Annotated in this window: 19 protein-coding genes; 12 read left to right on the top strand and 7 right to left on the bottom strand. The window is 75.8% G+C overall.

The annotated features are described in order from the left end of the window. Positions 1-18: 18 nt before the first annotated feature. From DQ241_RS08675 to DQ241_RS08665, 3 genes are read right to left on the bottom strand one after another with little or no spacing between them, the layout of a single operon-like run. A complete protein-coding gene (locus DQ241_RS08675) occupies positions 19-555 on the bottom strand; it encodes a methylated-DNA--[protein]-cysteine S-methyltransferase (RefSeq protein ID WP_113829767.1) in 537 nt (178 codons plus the stop codon). Continuing rightward, positions 552-2,072 carry an AlkA N-terminal domain-containing protein gene (locus tag DQ241_RS08670; protein ID WP_113829766.1) on the bottom strand — a complete coding sequence of 507 codons (1,521 nt, stop codon included), beginning with the start codon at positions 2,070-2,072 and terminating at the stop codon, positions 552-554. Before DQ241_RS08670 ends, DQ241_RS08675 begins: the two co-directional genes overlap by 4 nt. Before the next feature lie 58 nt (positions 2,073-2,130). Beyond that, on the bottom strand, positions 2,131-2,886 hold the full coding sequence (locus DQ241_RS08665) for a TetR/AcrR family transcriptional regulator (RefSeq protein WP_113829765.1): 756 nt from the start codon (positions 2,884-2,886) through the stop codon (positions 2,131-2,133). 112 nt (positions 2,887-2,998) lie between these two features. Between DQ241_RS08665 and DQ241_RS08660 the strand changes: the two genes are divergently transcribed. The 8 genes from DQ241_RS08660 to DQ241_RS08625 all read left to right on the top strand — a co-directional run bounded on the left by DQ241_RS08660 (position 2,999) and on the right by DQ241_RS08625 (position 11,977). Next, entirely contained in the window at positions 2,999-3,964 is a 966-nt protein-coding gene (locus DQ241_RS08660) for an ABC transporter ATP-binding protein (RefSeq protein ID WP_233492322.1), read from the top strand. Then, positions 3,961-4,779: an ABC transporter permease gene (locus tag DQ241_RS08655; protein WP_113829763.1), complete on the top strand. Its 819-nt coding sequence runs from the start codon at positions 3,961-3,963 to the stop codon at positions 4,777-4,779. Before DQ241_RS08660 ends, DQ241_RS08655 begins: the two co-directional genes overlap by 4 nt. Continuing rightward, the gene (locus DQ241_RS08650) at positions 4,776-6,902 is read left to right on the top strand and encodes an AAA family ATPase (RefSeq protein ID WP_113829762.1); all 2,127 of its coding nucleotides are present in this window, start codon (positions 4,776-4,778) and stop codon (positions 6,900-6,902) included. Before DQ241_RS08655 ends, DQ241_RS08650 begins: the two co-directional genes overlap by 4 nt. A gap of 78 nt (positions 6,903-6,980) precedes the next feature. Beyond that, positions 6,981-7,913 (top strand): ABC transporter ATP-binding protein, encoded by a 933-nt coding sequence (locus DQ241_RS08645; protein ID WP_113829761.1) that lies wholly within the window; start codon positions 6,981-6,983, stop codon positions 7,911-7,913. Beyond that, positions 7,910-8,752: an ABC transporter permease gene (locus tag DQ241_RS08640; RefSeq protein WP_113829760.1), complete on the top strand. Its 843-nt coding sequence runs from the start codon at positions 7,910-7,912 to the stop codon at positions 8,750-8,752. The genes DQ241_RS08645 and DQ241_RS08640 overlap by 4 nt, the downstream gene beginning before the upstream one ends. Next, a complete protein-coding gene (locus DQ241_RS08635; RefSeq protein WP_233492321.1) occupies positions 8,749-10,002 on the top strand; it encodes a sensor histidine kinase in 1,254 nt (417 codons plus the stop codon). Before DQ241_RS08640 ends, DQ241_RS08635 begins: the two co-directional genes overlap by 4 nt. Further along, positions 9,999-10,634 carry a response regulator transcription factor gene (locus tag DQ241_RS08630; protein WP_113829758.1) on the top strand — a complete coding sequence of 212 codons (636 nt, stop codon included), beginning with the start codon at positions 9,999-10,001 and terminating at the stop codon, positions 10,632-10,634. Before DQ241_RS08635 ends, DQ241_RS08630 begins: the two co-directional genes overlap by 4 nt. A 107-nt stretch (positions 10,635-10,741) precedes the next feature. Continuing rightward, positions 10,742-11,977, top strand: coding sequence for an HNH endonuclease signature motif containing protein (locus DQ241_RS08625; RefSeq protein ID WP_199584219.1), 1,236 nt, complete (start codon positions 10,742-10,744; stop codon positions 11,975-11,977). Here DQ241_RS08625 and DQ241_RS08620 read toward each other — a convergent pair. Then, positions 11,970-12,932: a helix-turn-helix domain-containing protein gene (locus tag DQ241_RS08620; RefSeq protein WP_113829756.1), complete on the bottom strand. Its 963-nt coding sequence runs from the start codon at positions 12,930-12,932 to the stop codon at positions 11,970-11,972. The two genes, DQ241_RS08625 and DQ241_RS08620, sit on opposite strands and share 8 nt — an antisense overlap. Positions 12,933-12,989: 57 nt before the next feature. Between DQ241_RS08620 and DQ241_RS08615 the strand changes: the two genes are divergently transcribed. Both DQ241_RS08615 and ychF read left to right on the top strand, forming a co-directional pair. After that, on the top strand, positions 12,990-14,204 hold the full coding sequence (locus DQ241_RS08615) for an MFS transporter (RefSeq protein WP_113829755.1): 1,215 nt from the start codon (positions 12,990-12,992) through the stop codon (positions 14,202-14,204). Beyond that, complete coding sequence (ychF, locus tag DQ241_RS08610; protein WP_113829754.1) at positions 14,201-15,274, top strand: redox-regulated ATPase YchF; 1,074 nt, start codon at positions 14,201-14,203, stop codon at positions 15,272-15,274. The genes DQ241_RS08615 and ychF overlap by 4 nt, the downstream gene beginning before the upstream one ends. A gap of 675 nt (positions 15,275-15,949) precedes the next feature. Here the strand turns inward: ychF and DQ241_RS20560 are convergent. After that, complete coding sequence (locus tag DQ241_RS20560) at positions 15,950-16,096, bottom strand: hypothetical protein (protein ID WP_158545903.1); 147 nt, start codon at positions 16,094-16,096, stop codon at positions 15,950-15,952. 57 nt (positions 16,097-16,153) lie between these two features. Beyond that, on the bottom strand, positions 16,154-16,981 hold the full coding sequence (locus DQ241_RS08605; protein ID WP_113829753.1) for a hypothetical protein: 828 nt from the start codon (positions 16,979-16,981) through the stop codon (positions 16,154-16,156). Between the two features lie 148 nt (positions 16,982-17,129). Here DQ241_RS08605 and DQ241_RS08600 point away from each other — a divergent pair, with 148 nt between their 5' ends. After that, positions 17,130-17,939 (top strand): helix-turn-helix transcriptional regulator, encoded by an 810-nt coding sequence (locus DQ241_RS08600; RefSeq protein WP_158545902.1) that lies wholly within the window; start codon positions 17,130-17,132, stop codon positions 17,937-17,939. 94 nt (positions 17,940-18,033) lie between these two features. Next, positions 18,034-18,633, top strand: a complete 600-nt coding sequence (locus DQ241_RS08595) for a hypothetical protein (RefSeq protein ID WP_113829752.1) — start codon at positions 18,034-18,036, stop codon at positions 18,631-18,633. Positions 18,634-18,680: 47 nt separating this feature from the next. Here DQ241_RS08595 and DQ241_RS08590 read toward each other — a convergent pair whose 3' ends face one another. Continuing rightward, entirely contained in the window at positions 18,681-19,874 is a 1,194-nt protein-coding gene (locus DQ241_RS08590) for an NAD(P)/FAD-dependent oxidoreductase (RefSeq protein WP_113829751.1), read from the bottom strand. Positions 19,875-19,877: the final 3 nt, after the last annotated feature.

Raw genomic sequence — 19,877 nt, 5'->3', positions numbered from 1 at the left:
CCGGAGGGGTCCGACAGTTCAGGCGGCGGCCAGCGGCGCGTGGGCCGCCTCGTGGTCGAGCAGCCGGCGCTTCACGTCGGTGCCCCACCGGAACCCGCCCAGCCCACCGGAGGACCCGAGCACGCGGTGGCACGGCACGAACAGCGCCGCGGCGTTGCGGGCGCAGGCGTTGGCCGCCGCGCGGACCGCGGACGGCCGGCCGCAGCGGGCCGCGAACTCCGCGTAGGTGTCGGGGAACCCGGCGGGCACCGTCCGCAGCACCTGCCAGGCGTCCTCGAGGAAGGGCCCCGAGCGCTGGCGGACCGGCACGTCGTCGATGGCGGTCACCTCCCCGGCGAAGAAGGCGTCGACGGCGTCCAGGACCGGCAGCCCGTCGGCGTGCTCCACCCAGGTCGGCCGCAGCGAGCGGTGGACCACCGGCAGCAGCACGGAGACGTCGTCGGTCCAGCCGCTGGCGAGGACGACGTCCCGGCCGTCCGGTCCGTCGGTGACGACGACGGTGAACGGCCCGGGCGGGGTGGCCACCGTGGCCCAGCGGGCGGGAGGGGGAGTCATGAGGCGCTCCGTTCGGGGATCGGGCGGGGGAGGGGCAGGGCCGGGCGGGGAAGCGGGGTGGCCGGGCGGGTGAACAGCCCGGGGGCGGCGAGCGCCCACAGGTGCATCACCGCGTAGGAACGCCACGGGCGCCAGCGGGTGGCGGCGTCGGTGTCGCTGCTGCCGAGGGCCGCGAGGGAGCGTCGCAACGCCAGGTCGCCGGGCAGCCACACGTCGGGGTCGGCCAGGCCCCGGAGCGCGACGAGCGCCGTCGTCCAGGGGCCGATGCCGGGAACGGCGCGCAGCTGCCGGGCGGCCTCCTCGCGGTCGGCGCCGGGGTCGAGCGCGACCTCGCCGGAGGCGAGCGCCGCGGCCAGCGCGTGCACGGTCGCGCGCCGGGCACCGGTCAGGCCCACGGCGGTCAGGTCGGCGGCCGCGAGCGCCTCGGGCCGCGGGAAGGCGTGGGTCAGCGTGCCCACCGGCTCGGGGAGCGGGGTCCCGGCCGCGGTGAGCAGCCGCGCGGTGAGGGTCCGGGCACCCGCGACGGAGACCTGCTGCCCGAGCACGGCGCGGACGGCGAGCTCGGGCGCGTCGGGGGAGCCGGGCACGCGCCGTCCCGGCGCCGCGGCCACCGACGCGGCCAGTGCCGGGTCGGCGCCGAGCACCTCGTCGACGGCCACCGGGTCGGCGTCCAGGTCGAGCATCCGGCGGCAGCGGGCCACGGCGACGCCGAGGTCGCGCAGCCGGGACAGGTGCAGCCGGGCGGTCACCCCGCCGTCCGGGGCGGGGGACAGCCGGACGACGGCGGGCCCGTGCGGCAGGTCGAGCACGCGGGAGAACGTGGTGCCGTCCCACTCCTCCAGCCCCGGGACGGCGTGCGCGCCGAGGAAGAGCAGCACCTCGGCGGCGTCGTAGGGGGCCCGGGCGGCCAGGCGCAGGGTGAGCTCGCCGGGGGCGGCGCCGGTCGTGCGGCCCGGGCCGCGGCGCAGCTCGGTGGGCGTGGTCGCGAAGACCTCCCGCACGGTGTCGTTGAACTGCCGGATGCTGGCGAAGCCGGCCGCGAAGGCGACGTCGGCCACGGGCAGCCCGGTGGTCTCGAGGAGCAGCCGGGCGGTCTGGGCGCGCTGGGCCCGCGCGAGGGCGAGCGCCCCGACGCCGAGCTCGCCGACGAGCAGCCGGTGCAGCTGGCGCTCGGAGTAGCCGACCCGCCGGGCCAGGCCGGGGACGCCGGAGCGCTCGACCTCGCCGTCGGCGATCAGCCGCATCGCGCGGGCGACGACGTCGGCGCGCACGTCCCACTGCGGGGAGCCGGGGACGGCGTCGGGCCGGCAGCGCCTGCAGGCCCGGTAGCCGGCGCCCTGGGCGGCGGCCGCGGTGCTGAAGAACGAGACGTTGGCGGCCTTCGGGGTCCGGGCCGGGCACGAGGGGCGGCAGTAGATGCCGGTGGTGCGGACCGCCGTGAAGAACCAGCCGTCGAACCGGGCGTCCCGGCCGGCGACCGCGCGGTAGCAGCGCTCGTGGTCCAGCAGGTCGGTCATGGCACGAGCATGGCAGCCCGGGCGGGCCCGCACTGGCGGGATTCGGACGCCGCCGTGCTCAGCGGTCCAGGTAGGCCGCCACCCCGTCCAGCACCCGTGCCAGGCCGAACTCGAACGCGCGCTCCGCGGGGTAGGCGCCCAGCTCCGGGCCCGAGACGGGGCCGACCCGCGCCGCTGTGGGGTAGCGCTGCGGGTCGAAGACCCGTTCGACGTGCGGCTCGGTGGCCCGCCACCACTCGAGCTCGGTGAGACCGCTGTCCTGCTCGGCGGCGACCTTCTCGTGCAACCCCCCGACGATGCCCTTCACGAAGCCGTTGACCAGCATCAGCACCAGCTCCATGTCCACCTCGCTCAGCCCCAGCCCGTCGACGGCGGCCAGCTCGGCGTCGTACTTGGCCATGAGGTTCGGGCCGAGGATCGGCCGGCCGGTGCCCACGGTGGCGGCCCAGGGATGGCGGACGAGCAGCTCCCAGTTGGCGCGGGCGACCGCGGTCAGCCGGGTCCGCCAGTCACCGGTGGGCGGCTCGGGGTAGAGCTCGCCGAGCACGGCGTCGTACATCAGCGCGACCAGCTCCGCCTTGCCGGGCACGTGGGTGTACAGCGTCATGGCACCGGCGCCGAGCTCGGCCGCCACGCGGCGCATCGACAGCGCGGGCAGCCCGTCGGCGTCGGCCAGGCGGATCGCGGCGGCCACGATGCGGTCGACGTCGAGCGTGGCCCGCGGACCGGGGCGGGAGGCGGGCTCGGCCGGGGCGCGCCAGAGCAGCGCCATGGTGCGGGCGGGGTCCGCTGCGCCCGGGGAGTCGGTGGCCATGCCCTCACTCTCCCGCACCGCCGGGCCGGCCGGGCGAGGCCGTGGCGAAGTCTCACCGTACGGCGTACGGTGTCGCCGGTCGGATGATTTCGTACAGCGTACGGAGGCAGTGGTGGCGGACGCGATCTCGGTGACCGGCCTGGTCAAGCGGTACGGGGAGAAGGTGGTGCTGGACGGCGTGGACCTGCGGGTGGCCAGCGGGAGGGTCTGCGCGCTTCTCGGCCCCAACGGCGCGGGCAAGACGACCGCGGTGCGGGTGCTGACCACGCTGATCCGGCCCGACGGGGGACGGGTGGAGGTCGCGGGCGTCGACGTCGTCCGCCGTCCCCGGGAGGTTCGCCGCCGGATCGGGCTCATCGGCCAGCAGCCGGCGGTCGACGACGTCCTGTCCGCCCGGGAGAACCTCGTGCTGTTCGGCCGGCTGCACCACCTCGGCGGGCCGGGGGCGCGGCGGCGGGCCGAGGAGCTGCTCGAGCAGGTCGGCCTCGCCGGCACCGGGGCGCAGCCGGTGCGCCAGTTCTCCGGCGGCATGCGGCGGCGCCTGGACATCGCCGCCGGGCTGGTGCTGGCCCCGCAGGTGCTCTTCCTCGACGAGCCCACGACGGGGCTGGACCCGGCCGGGCGCCGCGACGTGTGGGACGCCGTCCGCGACCTGGTGGCGCGGGGCACCTCCGTCCTGCTGACCACGCAGTACCTCGAGGAGGCCGAGCAGCTGGCCGACGACGTCTGCGTGCTGGACGGCGGCCGGGTCGTCGCGTCCGGCTCCCCCCGGGAGCTCGCCGCCGCGATCGGTGGTGACCGGCTGGAGCTGGTCGTCGGCGATCCGCTGCGGGCGGCCGAGGCGGCGGCGATCGCCGGCCGGGCGGCGGCCGGGCCACCCGCGCGCGAGCCGGACGGGGGCGGGGAGCGCGTCGTGGTCCCGGTGCAGCGGCGGCCCGGGGTGGTCGGGGCCGTGGTGCGGGCGCTCGACGAGGCCGGGATCGCCGTCGACGACGTCGTCCTGCGCCCCACGACCCTCGACGAGGCGTACCTGTGGATCACCGGGCACGACCGGACCGCGGCGGAGGTGCCGGCATGACCGCCGCGGTGGTCCGCGAGCCGGTGGCCGACCGGCTGCGCTGGGCGGTCGCGGACGCGTTCGCGGTGGCCGGGCGGGACGTCGCGCACTGGCGCCGGCAGCCGGTCGCCGTCCTCGTGAACGCGCTGTTCCCCGTGCTGCTCCTGCTGATGTTCACCTACCTGCTCGGCGGCGGGATGGTCGTGCCCGGGGGTGGTGGCTACCGCGACTTCCTGGTCCCCGGGATGCTCGCCCTGGCGATGGTGTTCGGCGTCGAGGCGACCATGACCGCCGTCGTCACCGACACCGCGCGCGGCATCACCGACCGCTTCCGGTCGCTGCCGATGGCGCCGTCGGCGGTGGTCGCCGGGCGCTGCCTGGCCGACATGGCGTCCTCGGTGCTGGGCCTGCTGGTCCTCGTCACAGCGGCGCTGGCGATCGGCTGGCGCCCGGCCGGGCTCGTCCCCTCCCTGGCGGCGATCGGGCTGCTCCTGCTGCTCCGCCTGGCGTTCCTGTGGATCGGCATCTACCTGGGGCTGCTCGCCCGCGACCCGTCGGCCGTCATGGCGGTGCAGATCCTGGTCTGGCCGTTCGCCTTCCTGTCCAATGCGTTCGTGGCCGCCTCCGCGATGCCGGGCTGGCTGGCGGTGCTGGCCGAGTGGAACCCCGTGGCGGGCACGGTCACGGCGGTCCGCGACCTGTTCGGCGCCCCCGTGGGCTCCGGCGGCGGCTGGGCCACGGAGCACGCGGCACTGCTCGCCGTCGTCTGGCCGGTGGTGCTCACCGCGGTGTTCGCGGCGCTCAGCGTCCGGCGCTTCCAGGCGCTCTCCCGGTGAGCCGCGCCGATCGGGGAGGTGCGATCGCCGCCGAGCAGGCGGTGGTCGACCGCGCCCACGTCCGCCGCGAGGAGCTGCTCGGCGGGCTGCGCGGCAGCCTGGCCGAGCTCTCCGCCGGGGCGGCGGACGCGGAGCCGCGGGCGCGGCTGCTCCGCCGGCGCCTCGACGAGCTGGAGGGCGCCGAGGACGGGCTGGTCTTCGGACGGTTGGACGGGCTCGACGGCACGGTGCGCCACCTCGGCCGCGTCGGGATACCCGCGGACGACGGCGGTGCCGGCTCCGAACCGCTCGTCGTGGACTGGCGGGCACCGGCCGCCCGGCCCTTCTACACGGCGACGGCGCTCGATCCCCAGGGGCAGGCGCGGCGGCGGCACATCCGCACCGAGCGGCGTCGCGTCGTCGGCGTCGACGACGAGCCGCTGGACCCGTCGGCGCAGGATGGCGACCTCGTGGGCGAGGGTGCGCTGCTGCACGCCCTCGCCCAGCGGCGGACCGGCCGCATGGGCACGGCGGTCGCGACGCTGCAGCGCGAGCAGGACGCGATCGTGCGCGCCGCTGCCGACGGGGCGCTCGTCGTCCAGGGCGGCCCCGGTACCGGCAAGACCCTGGTCGCGCTGCACCGGGTGGCCTACCTGCTGTTCACCCACCCCCAGCTCGCCGAGCGGGGCGTGCTGGTCATCGGGCCGTCGAGCCGCTTCCTCGACCACGTCGGTCAGGTCCTGCCCGCGCTGGGCGAGACGCAGGTCGTGGCCACCACGTGCGACCGGCTGCTCCCGGGCGTGGCCGTCCAGCGCACCGAGGAGCGCGTGGTCGCCGAGATCAAGGGCCGGGCGCTGTGGCAGGCGGCGCTCACCGCCTACGTGGACGCCGTGACACCGCGCGCGTCCGCCCTCCGGCTGACCTTCGACGGCGAGGAGTACGAGCTGCCCGAGCGTCGGGTGGCGGTCGCGCTGCGCGCGGCCCGGTCGGACGGGCGGTCGTACCACTCGGCGAGGCGGTACTTCGTCGAGCAGGTGCACGACGCGCTCGCCGACGCCGTCGCCGACCGGGCCGAGGAGCTCCTGGCGCGGGCCGAGGAGGGGTTCGAGGACGTGCTCGCCCGCGTGGACGCGGGGCTGGCGCGCGCCGACGACCGCGGTGCGCACCTCGGCGTCCGCGGCTCGGACGTCGACGGCGTGCTGTCGGAGGACGACGTCGAACTCCTGCGGCACCGGATCGCCCGCGACCGCGGCGTGGCGGCCGCCCTCGCCACCTGGTGGCCACGCCTCGACCCGGCCGCGCTCCTGCGGCGGCTGCTCGGCGACGGGCACCTCCTGTGCCGCTTCGCCCCCGGTCTCGGCGCGGACGACGTCGCCGCGCTCGTGCGGCAGCCCGAGGGCTGGTCGTCCGGCGACATCCCGCTGCTCGACGCCCTCACCGATCTGCTGGGGGACGAGACGCCGCGGCCGCTCGGCGCGTTCACCGCCGGACGTGCGGCCGCCCGCCGGGACTGGGTGTACGGGCACGTGGTCGTCGACGAGGCCCAGGAGCTCTCCGCCATGCAGTGGCTGATGCTGGTGCGCCGCTGCCCGACGCGCAGCTTCACCGTCGTCGGCGACATCGACCAGACGGGAGCGCCGCACCCGCACACGGACTGGGCCGACGCGCTCCGGCCGGCGTTCGGCCGGCGCTGGCGACCGGCGCACCTGACCATCTGCTACCGCACGCCTCGCGAGGTCATGGCGCTGACCGGTCAGGTGCTCGAGCGGGCCGGCAGCCGCAACCGCCCGCCCCGAGCGGTGCGCACCACCGGGATAGAGCCGTGGCGGCGAACCTGCGGCGACGAGGCCCTGGCCGACGTGGCCGGCGCGACGGTGCGGACCCTGCGCGCGCGCTACGCGGGCGGCACGGTCGGGGTGATCACCGCGCCCGGCAGGCTGGCCGAGCTGCGGGCGGCGGTCGACGACGACGTGCCGGTGCTCACCTCCGAGGCCGCCAAGGGCCTGGAGTTCGACGCCACCGTGGTCGTCGACCCCGACGGGATCACCGCCCGGCCGCGCGGGTGGAACGCCCTCTACGTCGCCCTGACCCGGTGCACCCAGGAACTCGCGGTGCTCACGCCGACCGGGCCGGGAGGGCGCTGACCGGGTCCACCGATCGGTGGACGGCGGACCAGCGGTTCGGCCGTCCCGGGCGGTCGCCCGCAGCGGGAGGGTCGGAGCATGACCACGACACAGCAGGCGCCGGCCCCCGGGGCGACGGCGGCCGAGCGATCCCCGGCCGTGCGGGTGCGCGGCCTGACGAAGCGGTACGGGCAGCGGACCGTCGTCGACGGCATCGACCTCGAGGTGCGCCGCGGCGAGGTCTTCGCGCTGCTGGGCCCCAACGGGGCGGGCAAGACGACGACGGTCGAGATCCTCGAGGGCCTGCGTCGACGGGACGGCGGCGAGGTGCTCGTCCTCGGCGAGGACCCGGCCACGGCCGGCCGGTCGTGGCGCGACCGGATCGGGGTGGTGGGCCAGGCCACCGGCGCCGGGGACGCGCTGACCGTCCGGGAGACGCTGGACCACTACGCCGTCTACCACGCGGAGGCCGAGGGCACCGACGAGCTGATCGCGGCGGTGGGCCTCACCGAGGCGGCCGGCGTGAGATCCGCCCGGTTGTCGGGTGGGCAGCGCCGCCGGCTCGAGGTGGCGCTGAGCATGCAGGGGCGCCCGGAGCTGCTCTTCCTCGACGAGCCGACGACCGGCCTGGACCCGGTGGCCCGCCGCCAGTTCTGGACGGTGCTCGAGCGGCTGCGGGCAGGTGGCACGACGATCCTGCTGACCACCCACTACCTGGACGAGGCCGCGCACCTCGCCGACCGCGTCGGGGTCATCGACGCGGGCCGGCTGGTCGACGTCGCGCCGCCGGAGGAGATGGGCGGCGAGCTGCGCGCGCGGTCCACCGTCCGCTGGCGGGAGGGGGACGGCTTCCGGACCGTGGTCACCACCGAGCCGTCGGCCGTGCTGCGCGATCTGCTGGCCGCGCGCCCCCTGGCGGAGCTGCCGGACCTGACCGTCACCCGCCCCGGCCTCGAAGAGGTCTACCTGCAGCTCGTCGGCGCCGTCCCGGCGTCCGGCACCGCGACCGACGCCGACGGAGGCACCCGATGACCGCCCTGCCCGCGACCGCTCTTCCTCCGGCCGTCCGCCCCGCGCCTCCCGGCGCGCTGCCGATCGGCCTCGCCCGGATCGGCCTGGAGCTGCGGCTCTACCTGCGCGATCCCGGGCAGGTGGTGTTCTCCTTCGCCTACCCGGTGATCATGCTGCTGATCTTCGGCTCGGTGTTCGGCGGGCAGACGACCGGGCCGGACGTGCGGTTCGAGGACTACTTCCTCGCCGGCATCGCCGCGACCGGGATCATGCTGACCAGCTTCCAGGCGGTGGGCATCGCGATCGCGGAGGAGCGGGAGCGCGGCGACCTGGTCCGGCTGCAGGTGCTCGGCACCCCGCCGACGTCCTATGTGATCGGCAAGGCCGGGCAGGTGGTGCTCACGACGGCGGCGCAGCTGGCCCTGCTCCTGACGGTGGCCGCGGTCGCCTACGACGTCCCGCTGCCGGCCGACGCGGAGCGCTGGGCCACCTTCGGGTGGGTCGCGGTCCTGGGCATCCTCTCGGGCACGGTGCTGGGCATCGCGGTCTCGCCCTTCGTCGGCAGCGCCCGGGCGGCGTCCGCCGGGATCACCGGGTTCTCCGTCGTCCTGCAGTTCTTCTCCGGCGTCTTCTTCGTCTTCTCGGAGCTGCCGTCGTGGATGCAGCAGGTGGCCGCGGTGTTCCCGCTCAAGTGGCTCACGCAGGGCATGCGGTCGGTCTTCCTGCCCGATCGCGCCGCCGCGGGCGAGGTCGCCGGCTCGTGGGAGCACGGCACCACTGCCCTGGTGCTGGGGGCATGGGTGATCATCGGTGTCGTGGTCTGCGTGCGCACGTTCCGGTGGCGCCGGGGCGACGGGTGACGTCGCGCCGGTGGTCGGCCGCCTTCCTGCCCCCGGCCGGGGACGAGGAGGCGGCCGCGCCGCTGTCCGAGCGGGGATGGCGGACCACGGTCGCGGGGATGCACCTGATCTCGGCGGCGATGTGGGGGCTGGCCGTCGTCGCGACCCTCCTCGGTCAGAACGACGTCGGTGGTACCGACCGGGTGTTCGCCCTCGCCGCCCTGGGCGGGCTGGCCGCGGCGTACGTGCTGCTGGGGGTGCCGGCGCTCCTGCGCGGCCGGCCCGTCCACGCCGTCGGCTACCTGGGCGCGCTCGTCGCGGGGTTCGGCGTGCTCGGCTGGGTGGCGCCCTCGCTGCTCTTCCTGCTCTTCCTCGCCTATCCGCAGGTGTGGTTCGTGGTGCAGGGCCGGCCGGCCGGCGTCGTCTGGACCGTGCTGCTCGCGGGGGCGACGACGCTCGGGCCGCTGCTGCGGCCGGACTCGGGTGAGAACGCCGGCGAGGTGGTGCTGGAGACCGGGGTGAGCCTGGTGTTCAGCCTGGCCCTCGGGCTCTGGATCGGCCGGGTGCTGGCGCAGAGCGAGCAGCGCGCCGAGCTGATCGAGCAGCTGCGCAGCACCCGCGCCGAGCTGGCCGCCGCCGAGCGGGAGCGGGGTGTGCTGGCCGAGCGCGAGCGGCTGGCCCGCGAGGTGCACGACACCCTCGCCCAGGGCTACACGAGCATCGTCGTCCTGGCCCAGACCGCCGCCGGGCAGCTGGACGGCGACGTCGACGGCGCCCGCGAGCGGCTGGCGCTCATCGAGGAGGTCGCGCGGGACAACCTGCAGGAGGCGCGGGCCGTCGTCGCCGCGTTCGGGCCGGTGCACCTCGACGGCTCCACGCTGGTCGAGGCCCTGCAGCGGCTGGCCGACCGGTTCGGACGGGAGACCGGGACGGCGGTGCGCGTCGACACCAGCGCGCTGGGGGAGGGGCTGGCCCTGCGCCGCGACGAGGAGGTCGTGCTGCTGCGCGGCGCCCAGGAGGCGCTGACCAACGTCCGCCGGCACGCGGGGGCCAGCGCCGTCGTCATCCGGCTCGCCGCCGTGGGGAGGCTGGGCGACCGGCAGGTGTCCGTGCACGTGGAGGACGACGGCGTCGGGTTCGACCCCGACACCACCCCGGCCTCGGGGCTGGACGGGCTGCGCGACCGCGCCGGGCAGGTCGGCGGTGCGCTGGAGGTGGCGTCGGTGCCGGGGGCGGGGACCCGCGTCACGGTCCGGGTGCCGGGCGCGTGACCGTCCGGGTGCTGGTGGTCGACGACCACCCCGTCGTGCGCGGCGGGCTCGTCGGGTGGCTGGCGCAGCAGCCCGACCTGGAGGTGGTGGGCGAGGCGGCGGACGGGCTGGAGGCGCTGGCCCGGGCCGCGGAGACGACGCCGGACGTCGTCCTCATGGACCTGCGGATGCCGCGGATGGACGGCGTCGCGGCGACCGAGCGGCTGGCCGTGGCGCACCCGTCGGTGCGGGTGCTCGTGCTGACCACGTACGACACCGACGCCGACATCGTGCGCGCCGTCGAGGCCGGGGCGACCGGCTACCTGCTCAAGGACGCGCCGCTCCCGCAGCTGGCCGACGCGGTGCGGGCCGCCGCTCGCGGGGAGACCGTGCTGTCGCCGCCGGTGGCCGCGCGGTTGGTGTCGCGGTTGCGCGCGCCGCTGCCCGAGGTGCCGACGGCGCGCGAGCTCGAGGTGCTGGCCGGGGTGGCTCGCGGGCTGACGAACGCCGAGATCGGGCGGGAGCTCTACATCGGCGAGGCGACGGTGAAGACGCACCTGCTGCGGGTCTTCGCGAAGCTGGGTGTCGACGACCGGACGCGGGCGGTGCTGGTCGCGGTGGAGCGCGGGCTGCTGCCGTCGCCAGGTCGCTGATGGGTCGCTGACGGACCGCCTGTCAAGGGTGTCGCCAGATCTGTGGACAGGCTGCTGAACTGGGGAAACGTTCTGCGTGGCACGTGTATCGGCGCTAGACTTCGCACATGGGTTCGAACGCTTCGTCGGCTGTGGACCGGGTGGCCGGTGCGCTCGACGAGCTGGCCGCGGAGCCGATCGAGGAGCTGGCCGGGCCTGCGCTGATCGAGCGGCTGGGTCCGCTGCTGGCGGTGCTGAACCGGGTGGGTGCGGAGGTGGCCCGGACGGTGCGCCGCTGCGAGGTCGCCGGGGCCGGCGAGCACGACGGCAAGGCGACGATGGCGTCCTGGCTGCGCGGGCACGCGCGGCTGCCGGCCGGATCGGCGAACCAGCTGGTGCGCGCCGGCCGGGCGCTGGAACAGCTACCGGCGATCGCTGAAGCAGCGTCGGCGGGTGCACTGCCGGTGGAGGCGCTGGCTGCGGTGGCGCCGGTGGTGGAACCGGGCAACCTGGCCGCCGCGGCCGAGCAGGGCGTGGACGTCGGTGAGGTGGACCGGTTGCTCGCGGGGGTGGCGGCCACCCGGCCGTACGCCGAGCTGCGGCAGGTGGTCGCCCACTACCTGGCCCGGCTGGACCCCGACGGGCCGGAGCCCGACCCCACCGAGTCCCGGCGGCTGTCCTGGACCCGGCACGACGACGGCAGCATGTCCGGCCGGTTCGAGCTGGACGCGATCGGCGGGGAGAAGCTGCTCGCCGCGGTCGAGTCCATCCTGCAGGCCTCCCGCCCGGCCGGGGATGACCGCAGCCGGTCCCAGCGGCAGGCCGACGCGCTGGTGCAGCTGTGCGACAACGCGCTGGCCTCGGCCACGCTGCCGGTGCTGCGCACTCGCAAACCCCAGGTCGCGGTCACCGTGCCGCTGGCCGACCTGGTCGACCCCGCCGTCGGGCAGGGTGCGGGGCGCACCGGGTTCGGCGCGGTGATCTCCGCGGCGAAGGCCCGCTGGCTGGCCTGCGACGGGCAGGTCACCCGCATCGTGCTCGGCCCGGACTCCCAACCCCTGGACCTGGGTCGGGAGCAGCGGGTCGCCCCACCCGGGCTGCGCCGGGCGGTGGAGCAGCGCGACGGGCACTGCGTGTTCGCCGGCTGCGACGCCCCGTCGTGGTGGTGCGACGTCCACCACCTCTTCGAATGGCTCTTCGGCGGCGAGACCACCCTGGAGAACTCCGGGCTGCTGTGCGAACGGCACCACACCAAGGTCCACCACGGCTTCCGGATCGACCGAGATCCCGCCGGCCGATGGCACACCTACCGGCCCGACGGCACCGAGATCCTCTTCGGCGAACCCTTCCTCCTCCTCAGCTGAGGCCGCCCGAGACGGCTACCAGCTGCTCACCCGCGTCGCTGCGCCAGTAGAGGACCTCACGCCCCGACCGGCGGCGCTCGAGCAGGCCCGCGTCCAGCAGCACCCGCAGGTGCCCGCCGACGCTGCCCAGCGGAAGGCCGGTCTCGGCGGCCAGTGCGGTGGTGCTCCGGGGCGTGCCGAGCGCGGCGAGCAGGCGGGCCCGGTTGCGACCCAGCAGCCGGACCAGCGGCTGGGGCAGCGGAGCCGGCCCGGCTGCGAAGACGCCGGTCACCGGGTAGACGACCGCGAACACGTCCGGCTGCCGCCAGCTCACCCAGCTCCCCGGCGTGTGCGCGGCGATGAACATCAGATCCCGGCCGCGGATGTCCCGCGGCGGGTACGGGTGCGCGTTGACCTGGAGCCGGCCGTGCGCGAGCCACCGGACACCGGGCGCCAGTCCGTCCAGCGCACCGGACCACCCCTTGCTGCTCAGCCGGGACGTCCGGGAGACGACGTCGGCGCGGAGCACCCGCAGCCGCCGCTCCCAGTCGGCCCTGATCGCGTGCTCCCAGGTCCACCGCAGGACGTCGGAGGCCGTTCGCGCCAGCCCCGTCGCCGCGAGCTCGACCGGGAGCGGCCCCGATGTGAACTCCAGGTCCGCCCGGATCCGGTCGTCGTCCAGCGATTCGAGGTAGCGCAGCTCCTCGTCCAGCGCCTGGTCGGGCGCGGTGGGCGGCACGGTCAGGAAGTCGGCGGTCCACGTGGGCCGGAACGCGGCGCCGAGGATCGCCGCCGCGACGGGGTCTGCGGCCAGCCGTTCGCGCAGCGCCGGCGCGTGGGCGGCGTGCCAGTCTCGGTACCAGGGCGGGACGGCCGGCTGGAGCAGCAGCTTCAGCCCGGCGAGGGTCTCGGTGAGCTGCGAGGTCCCGAATCGGGCGCGGGCCATCACGTCGGCGTCGACGACGAACTCACCCACGTTTCGACCGTAGGCGAAACTCTGGGTGCGGCACAGCCGACGGGGGACGGTTTCCGCGTGCTGACCTACCGGGCGCTCTTCGCCCAGCCGGAGTTCCGGGCGCTGTGGACCAGCAGCGCCCTCTCCACGCTGGCCGCCACCACGTCCAGCCTGGCCCTGGCGACGGTCGTCCACCGGGAGACCGGCTCCGCGCTGCTCACCGCGGTGGCGATGTTCGGGCCGTCGGTGGCGCAGGTCTTGGGGGCGACGACGCTGATGTCGGCCGCGGACGCCAGCCCGCCGCGGCGCACCCTGACCGTCGTCGGGCTCCTCGGCGCCGGCGTGCTCGGCCTCCAGACGATCCCCGACCTCGGGACGACGACGCGCCTCCTGCTCGTCCTCGGTTCGGCGTACGTGCTCTCGGTCGGCTCGGGTGCGCGGTGGGGGCTGCTGAGCGAGATCGTGCCGACCGACGGCTTCCCGCTGGCCCGGTCGACGATGAACGTCGCCGTCGGCGCGTTCCAGGTCGTCGGGTTCGCGACCGGCGGCCTGCTGCTGGCCGGCCTGACGGCGTCGCAGGTCTTCCTGCTGGCAGCGGTGGTGTCCGCGGCTGCAGTGCCGGTGCTGCGGTTCGGCATCTCCGAGCGGGCACCGCGGCGCACCGCGCGGGCCGGTATCCGCGAGACCTGGCGCGGGAACCGGGAACTGCTCGCGCACCGCCACACCCGCACGCTGCTGGTGGCGCTCGCGGTGCCCAACGGGCTGGTCGTCGGGTGCGAGGCGCTGTTCGTGCCCTACGCCGGCGAGCGCGGCGGGTGGCTGCTGGCCGCCGGAGCAGTGGGCATGATGGCCGGCGACCTCGTCGTGGGCCGGTTCCTGACCGCCGAGGCGCGGCGCCGCACCAGCACGCCGCTGCGCCTCCTGCTCGCCGCCCCCTTCCTCGTGTTCGTGCTCGAACCGCCGCTGCCCGTCGCCTGCGTGCTCGTCGCCTCCGCCACGGCCGGGTACGCGGCGTCGCTCACCCAGCAGGAGTGGCTGGTCGCGCTCACCGCGCCGGACCTCCGCGGGCAGGTGCTCGGTGCGGAGTCGTCGCTGCGCATGACGCTGCAGGGGGTGTGCGCGGTGCTGGCCGGAGCCCTGGCCGACCTGATCCCGGTCGGCACTGCGATGACGGTGCTCGCCGGAGCGTCCCTCGCGGTCTCGTTCTGCCTCACGCCGGCACTGCGCCGTGCAGCCGACGCCGCGACGCCGTCCCGGGCCGGTGAGCCCGCCCCGTACGCTGGATCCTCGTGAGTCTCACCATCGGCATCGTCGGCCTGCCCAACGTCGGCAAGTCGACGCTGTTCAACGCCCTGACCAAGAACGACGTCCTCGCGGCGAACTACCCGTTCGCCACCATCGAGCCCAACGTCGGCGTCGTGGGCGTGCCGGACGAGCGGCTGGCGAAGCTCGCCGAGCTCTTCGGCAGCCAGAAGATCATCCCGGCGACGGTGTCCTTCGTGGACATCGCCGGCATCGTGCGCGGCGCCAGCGAGGGTGCCGGTCTGGGCAACAAGTTCCTCGCCAACATCCGCGAGAGCGACGCGATCTGCCAGGTCATCCGCGTCTTCACCGACCCGGACGTGGTGCACGTCGAGGGCAAGGTCAGCCCGTCCGACGACATCGAGACGATCAACACCGAGCTCGTCCTGGCCGACATGCAGACCCTGGAGAAGGCGGTCCCGCGGCTGGAGAAGGAGGCGAAGAAGGACAAGGAGCGCGCCGCGCTGCTGTCCGCCGCCTTGGAGGCCCAGAAGGTGCTGGACGAGGGCCGCACCCTCTTCGCCGCCGGCGTCGACCCCGAGCCGCTGCGCGAGCTGAGCCTGCTCACCACCAAGCCGTTCCTCTACGTCTTCAACGTCGACGCCGACGAGCTGGCCAACACCGAGCAGCTCGACGAGCTGCGCGCGCTGGTGGCCCCCGCCGAGGCGATCTTCCTCGACGCGCAGACCGAGTCCGAGCTGATCGAGCTCCCCGCCGACGAGGCGGCCGAGCTGCTGGAGTCGATCGGCCAGAGCGAGCCCGGGCTCGACCAGCTGGCCAAGGTCGGCTTCCGCACCCTCGGCCTCCAGACCTACCTCACCGCCGGGCCCAAGGAGGCCCGCGCCTGGACGATCCCGGTCGGCGCCACCGCCCCGCAGGCCGCCGGCGTCATCCACACCGACTTCCAGCGCGGCTTCATCAAGGCCGAGATCGTGAGCTTCGACCAGCTCGTCGAGGCCGGCTCGATGACCGAGGCGAAGTCCCGTGGCTGGGTCCGCATGGAGGGCAAGGACTACGTCATGGCCGACGGCGACGTCGTGGAGTTCCGCTTCAACGTCTGACCGCCTCCCGCCGGGCCCTTGGTCCCGGGGAGACGGCCCTGGTGGCCCGGCTCCCGCCGCGAGTTCGTGCCGCACCCTGGACCGGAGGCCCGGTCCTGGGTGGGGCGCGGCTTCCCCGGGGAGGGGCAGGGGCCCATGGGCGTGGTGGGAGCGTCGGGTGACGGTCGGCGGACCGGCGAGGCCCTGCTCGCGGCCAAGCTGTCGGTCCCGGTGATCCGCACGCCGGTGGTCGACCGCGCCCGGCTGCTCGACGACGTGTCGTCCGGCGTCGAGGGTCCGCTGACGGTGGTCAGCGCGGCGGCAGGGTCGGGCAAGACCCTGCTCCTGGCGACCTGGTGCACGACCGGCCGCGCTCCCGGCCCGGTCGCCTGGCTGACCCTGGATGCCGACGACAACGAGCCCGGGGTGTTCTGGGCCTACGTCATCGCCGCGCTGCGACGGGCCGGGGTGCCGATCGCCCACGACGTGGGGGAGCCGTTCCTCGGCCGGAGCGTCGCGCGCGAGCTGCTGGGCCGGCTGGCGCGCGCCCTGGCCACGCGCACCGAGCCGGTGGTCCTGGTGCTCGACCAGTTCGACGTCGTGACCGACCAGGAGATCGGCGACGACCTCGACTTCGTCCTCCGCACCGCGTCCCCGCTGCTCCGCCTGGTGCTCCTGACGCGGAACGAGAGCCCTCTACCGCTCCACCGCTACGAGCTGCGCGGCGAGGTGGCCTGGATCCGGGGCGCGGATCTCGCCTTCAGCGCCGACGAGGCAGCCGATCTGCTGCGCCAGCACCGGGTCGAGCTGCAGCCGGAGCAGCTCGCGGCGTTGACCGAGCACACCTACGGGTGGGCGGCGGGACTGCGCCTGTCCGCGGTCGCGATGCAGCGTCGCGGCTCACCCGAGGCCTTCCTCGGCGGTCTTCCCACGGCCGATGCCGCCCTGACCGCCTACCTCGTCGACGAGGTGCTCGACGTCCAGGCACCCGACGTCCGCGACTTCCTGCGGCGGACCTGCATCGTCGACCGGCTGTGCCCAGCGCTCGCGGAGGCCCTGACCGGGCGGGCCGACGGCGAGGCGGTCCTCAGGGGGCTGCAGTCGAACAACGTCCTGACCACCCCCATCGACCAGGCGCCCGGGTGGTACCGCTACCACCCGCTGCTGGTGCAGGTCCTCGAGGACGAGCTCGGGCGGGAGCACCCGGAACTGGTCACCGAGCTGCACCTGCGGGCATCGGCGTGGTTCGACGCTGCCGGACTGGTCGTGGAGGCGGTGCGCCACGCGGCGGCTGCGGGGGACTGGCAGCTGGTGTGCGCGACGGTGGTGCGGAAGCTGGCGGTCGGCGCTCTGCTCGCCGGAGGGGGCGGCGCCCACCTGGCGGGGATCCTCGCCGATCTGCCCGATGCCGTGACGGGGGCCGGGCCGGCCGTGGTGCGCGCAGCGCAGGCGCTCAGCCGGCTCGACCTCGCGGCCTGCCAGGAGCAGGTCCGCCTGGCCGAGGCCGCGGCGGAGGGCGAGCCACCCGGTGAGCAGCCGGCCCTGCTGGCGTCCGTCGCGGCCATCCGGGCGATCCTCGCCCGGGTGGCAGGGGACCTGCCCGCCGCCGAGTCCGCCCTGGCCACCGGCGAGGTGGCGCTGGCCGCGGTGCCGGACGCCGAGGAGCACCCCGAGCTGCTGGCGCTCCTGCTGTCCAGCGTCGGCACCGTCGAGCTGTGGACGGGGCACGTCGGCGCTGCCGAGGAGACCCTGGGCCGCGGCCTCGCCGTCTCCCGCGCGGCCGGGTGCGGCCGGTCACCTGGCGCTGGCGCTCGTGGCCGTCGAGCGGGGGGACCCGACGACCGCCCGAGCCCACCTCAACGACGCGGAGCGGAGCGTGGGAGCGCGGCACGATCCGTTCGTCGCCACGTTCGTGCCGCTGCTGCGCGCGGTCGAGCACGCGGACGGTCGGGACTTCCGTCGAGCCCTCGCGGCGCTGGACAGGGTGCCCACCGCCGTCCCGAACCGGGCGATGCCGGTCTGGCTGGCGGACCGGGTGGCGCTCACCGCCGCTGCCGTGCACCTCGAGCGGGGCGACGCCCCGGCAGCGGAGGCCGCCCTGGGCACCGTCCGGAACCAGAGCACCGGGTGGGCCGTGGCGCGCGCCCGCCTCGCCCTGGCCGGCGGCAGGGTGCCCGAGGCCGAGGAGCTGCTCGCTCCGGTGCTCGTCGATCGGAGCGCGGACCAGGAGGACGCCCGCATCGCCGCCTGGCTCCTCTCCGCGCGGATCCACCAGCGGAACGGGCAGGTGATCGGGGCCCGTGCGGCGCTGGGCGAGGCCCTCGACCTCGCCCGGCCGGAGCGCCGGCGCCGGCTCCTGCTGCGGCCGGGACCGCTCGGGAGGGACCTGCTCGCCTCGTTCCCCGATGTGGCCTCGGCCCACCCCTGGCTCGGTGGCCCGGCCCGCGGGCGGGGAGCCGGGGACGGCGCTGCGGAGCTGGCCGAACCGCCGCTGGAGCCCCTGACCGAGCGGGAACGGGCGGTCCTCGCCTGCATGGCTCAGGCGATGTCGGTCGAGGACATCGCGAACGACCTCTTCATCTCCGTCAACACGGTGAAGACCCACCAGCGCGGCATCTACCGCAAGCTGCGGGTGTCCCGGCGCAACGACGCCGTCCGGCGGGCGCGGCAGCTCGGCCTCGTCTGACCGCTGCCCCCGCATCTCGCCCGTGCCGTGTGAGGCGCCCGCGGAGCGCCGCGTCGACGCTCGATCCGTCGATCCGCCCCGGAGGAGTCCCGTCATGCTCATCGCCGCCGCCCCGCTCGGTCTCGTCGTCGCCGTGTGGTCCGAGACCGCCGGCGCGGAGCGCGCCTGGCACAGCCTCGAGGTCGCGCGGCGGGAGAGGACGGTGGGGATCCACGCGGCCGCCACCCTCGTGGTGAGCCGCGACGGCTCGCTGCGCACCATCGACGTGAAGCGGCCGGACGCGGTTCGGCCGACGGCCGGCGGTGCCGTGCTCGCAGCCGGCGTGGAGATGCTCATCGGCGGCATCGGGTGGCTGGTGCTGGAACCCGGCGTGGACGGCGCCCTGGCCGCCGAGGCGCACCAGCACGGCTTCGCGACCGACGGCATCCGGGACCTGGGGGAGCGGATGGTGCGCCGGTCCTCCGCGATGGTCACCGTCGTGGAGCCGTGCTCGGTGGACCGCGTCCGGAGCGTGTTCGCCGAGACCGGCGCCCGGACCGCCCAGGGCGTCCTCGAGCCCGAGCTGGTGGCTCGGCTGGACGCGGCCAGCGCACCGTCCCGCGACGTCAGCGGTGCGGTGGGGCGCGTCCTCGCGCTGCGTTCCGGGGCCGTGGTCATGCGGGCGATGGAGAGCGCACCCGCCGGCATGGCCTGATCCGCTCGCACGCCCGACCCTTCGTCGACCTCTCGAAGGGGGGCCGGTCAGACCCGGCCGCGCAGGATGCGGCGCCAGTAGACCTGCGGCAGGCCGTAGCGGTCGAACGACCACTGCCAGCGGCGCGGCGTGAACGGGTCGAGGAACGGCACCGACGGGCTCGGGCTCCCGTCGCGGGTCACCTCGTTCAGCATCAGCTTCCGCCGGCTCACGGTGATGGGCATGACCGTGTAGCCGTCGTAGCGCTCCAGCTCCCGGCCCTTCCGCGCAGCCGCGAGGTTCCGGGCCAGGACGTCGACCTGCTTGCGCAGCGCCCCGCCCGAGGGCCGGGTGGCGAGGTCGGCGGCGTCGCCGATCGCCCAGACGGCGTCGTGCCGGCGGGAGCGCAGCGTCTCCGGGTCGACGTCGACCAGCCCGGGCGCCGGATCGGTGGCGAGCCCGGCGTCGGCGATGAACCCCGGCGCCCGGTAGTGCGGCACGGCGTGCGCGAAGACGACGTCGTCGAGCACGTGCCGGCCGGTCCGCGACGTGATCGACAGGGCGTGGGTGTCCGAGTCCACGCGCTCGATCCGCGCCTCCCGCAGCACCTCGACCCCGTAGCCGCGGAAGGCCTCCTCCAGGTACCGGTCCGCCTCCGGGAGCCCCGTCGCGGTCGCCTCCGGGAGCACCAGCCGCACCCGGAGGGAGGGCAGCACACCCGCGCGCTGCCAGGAGTCGCACGCCATGAGCAGCGGCTTGAGCGCCGTCGGGGAGCAGGACGCCGGCTCCGGCGGCACGGTGAAGACCACCGTGCCCTCGCGCAGCGCCGACAGCCGCGGCCACACCTGCGGCGCGCTGCCGGGCACGTACGACGACGCCGCCCACCCGTCCGCGTACGCCTGCTGCAGCCCCGGCGTAGCGTCCCAGTCCTCCACCAGCCCCGGGCACACGACGAGCGTCGAGCAGCGCAGGGTCCCGCTGCGGCGGGTGCGCACCGTCATCGCGGAGGGGTCGACGGCCTCGACGGCCTCGACGGCGTCGCGGATCCAGGTGCACCCGTCGGGGACGACGTCGGCCATCGGGCGTTCCAGGCCGGCCATGGCGGCCTGCCCGGCGGCGACGTAGTTGAGCAGCGGCTTGTAGCGGTGCACCGGTTGCGGCGCCACCAGCGCCACGTCGCGGACGCCGTCGCGGAGCAGCCGCGCGGCCAGGGAGATGCCGGCGTTGCCGCCACCGATGATCAGGATGTCGCTGCGGTCCACGGC

The organism is Blastococcus sp. TF02A-30, assembly GCF_003319185.1.
Taxonomy (GTDB): Bacteria; Actinomycetota; Actinomycetes; order Mycobacteriales; family Geodermatophilaceae; genus Blastococcus.
This window is presented reverse-complemented; position numbering and strand designations above follow the sequence as displayed.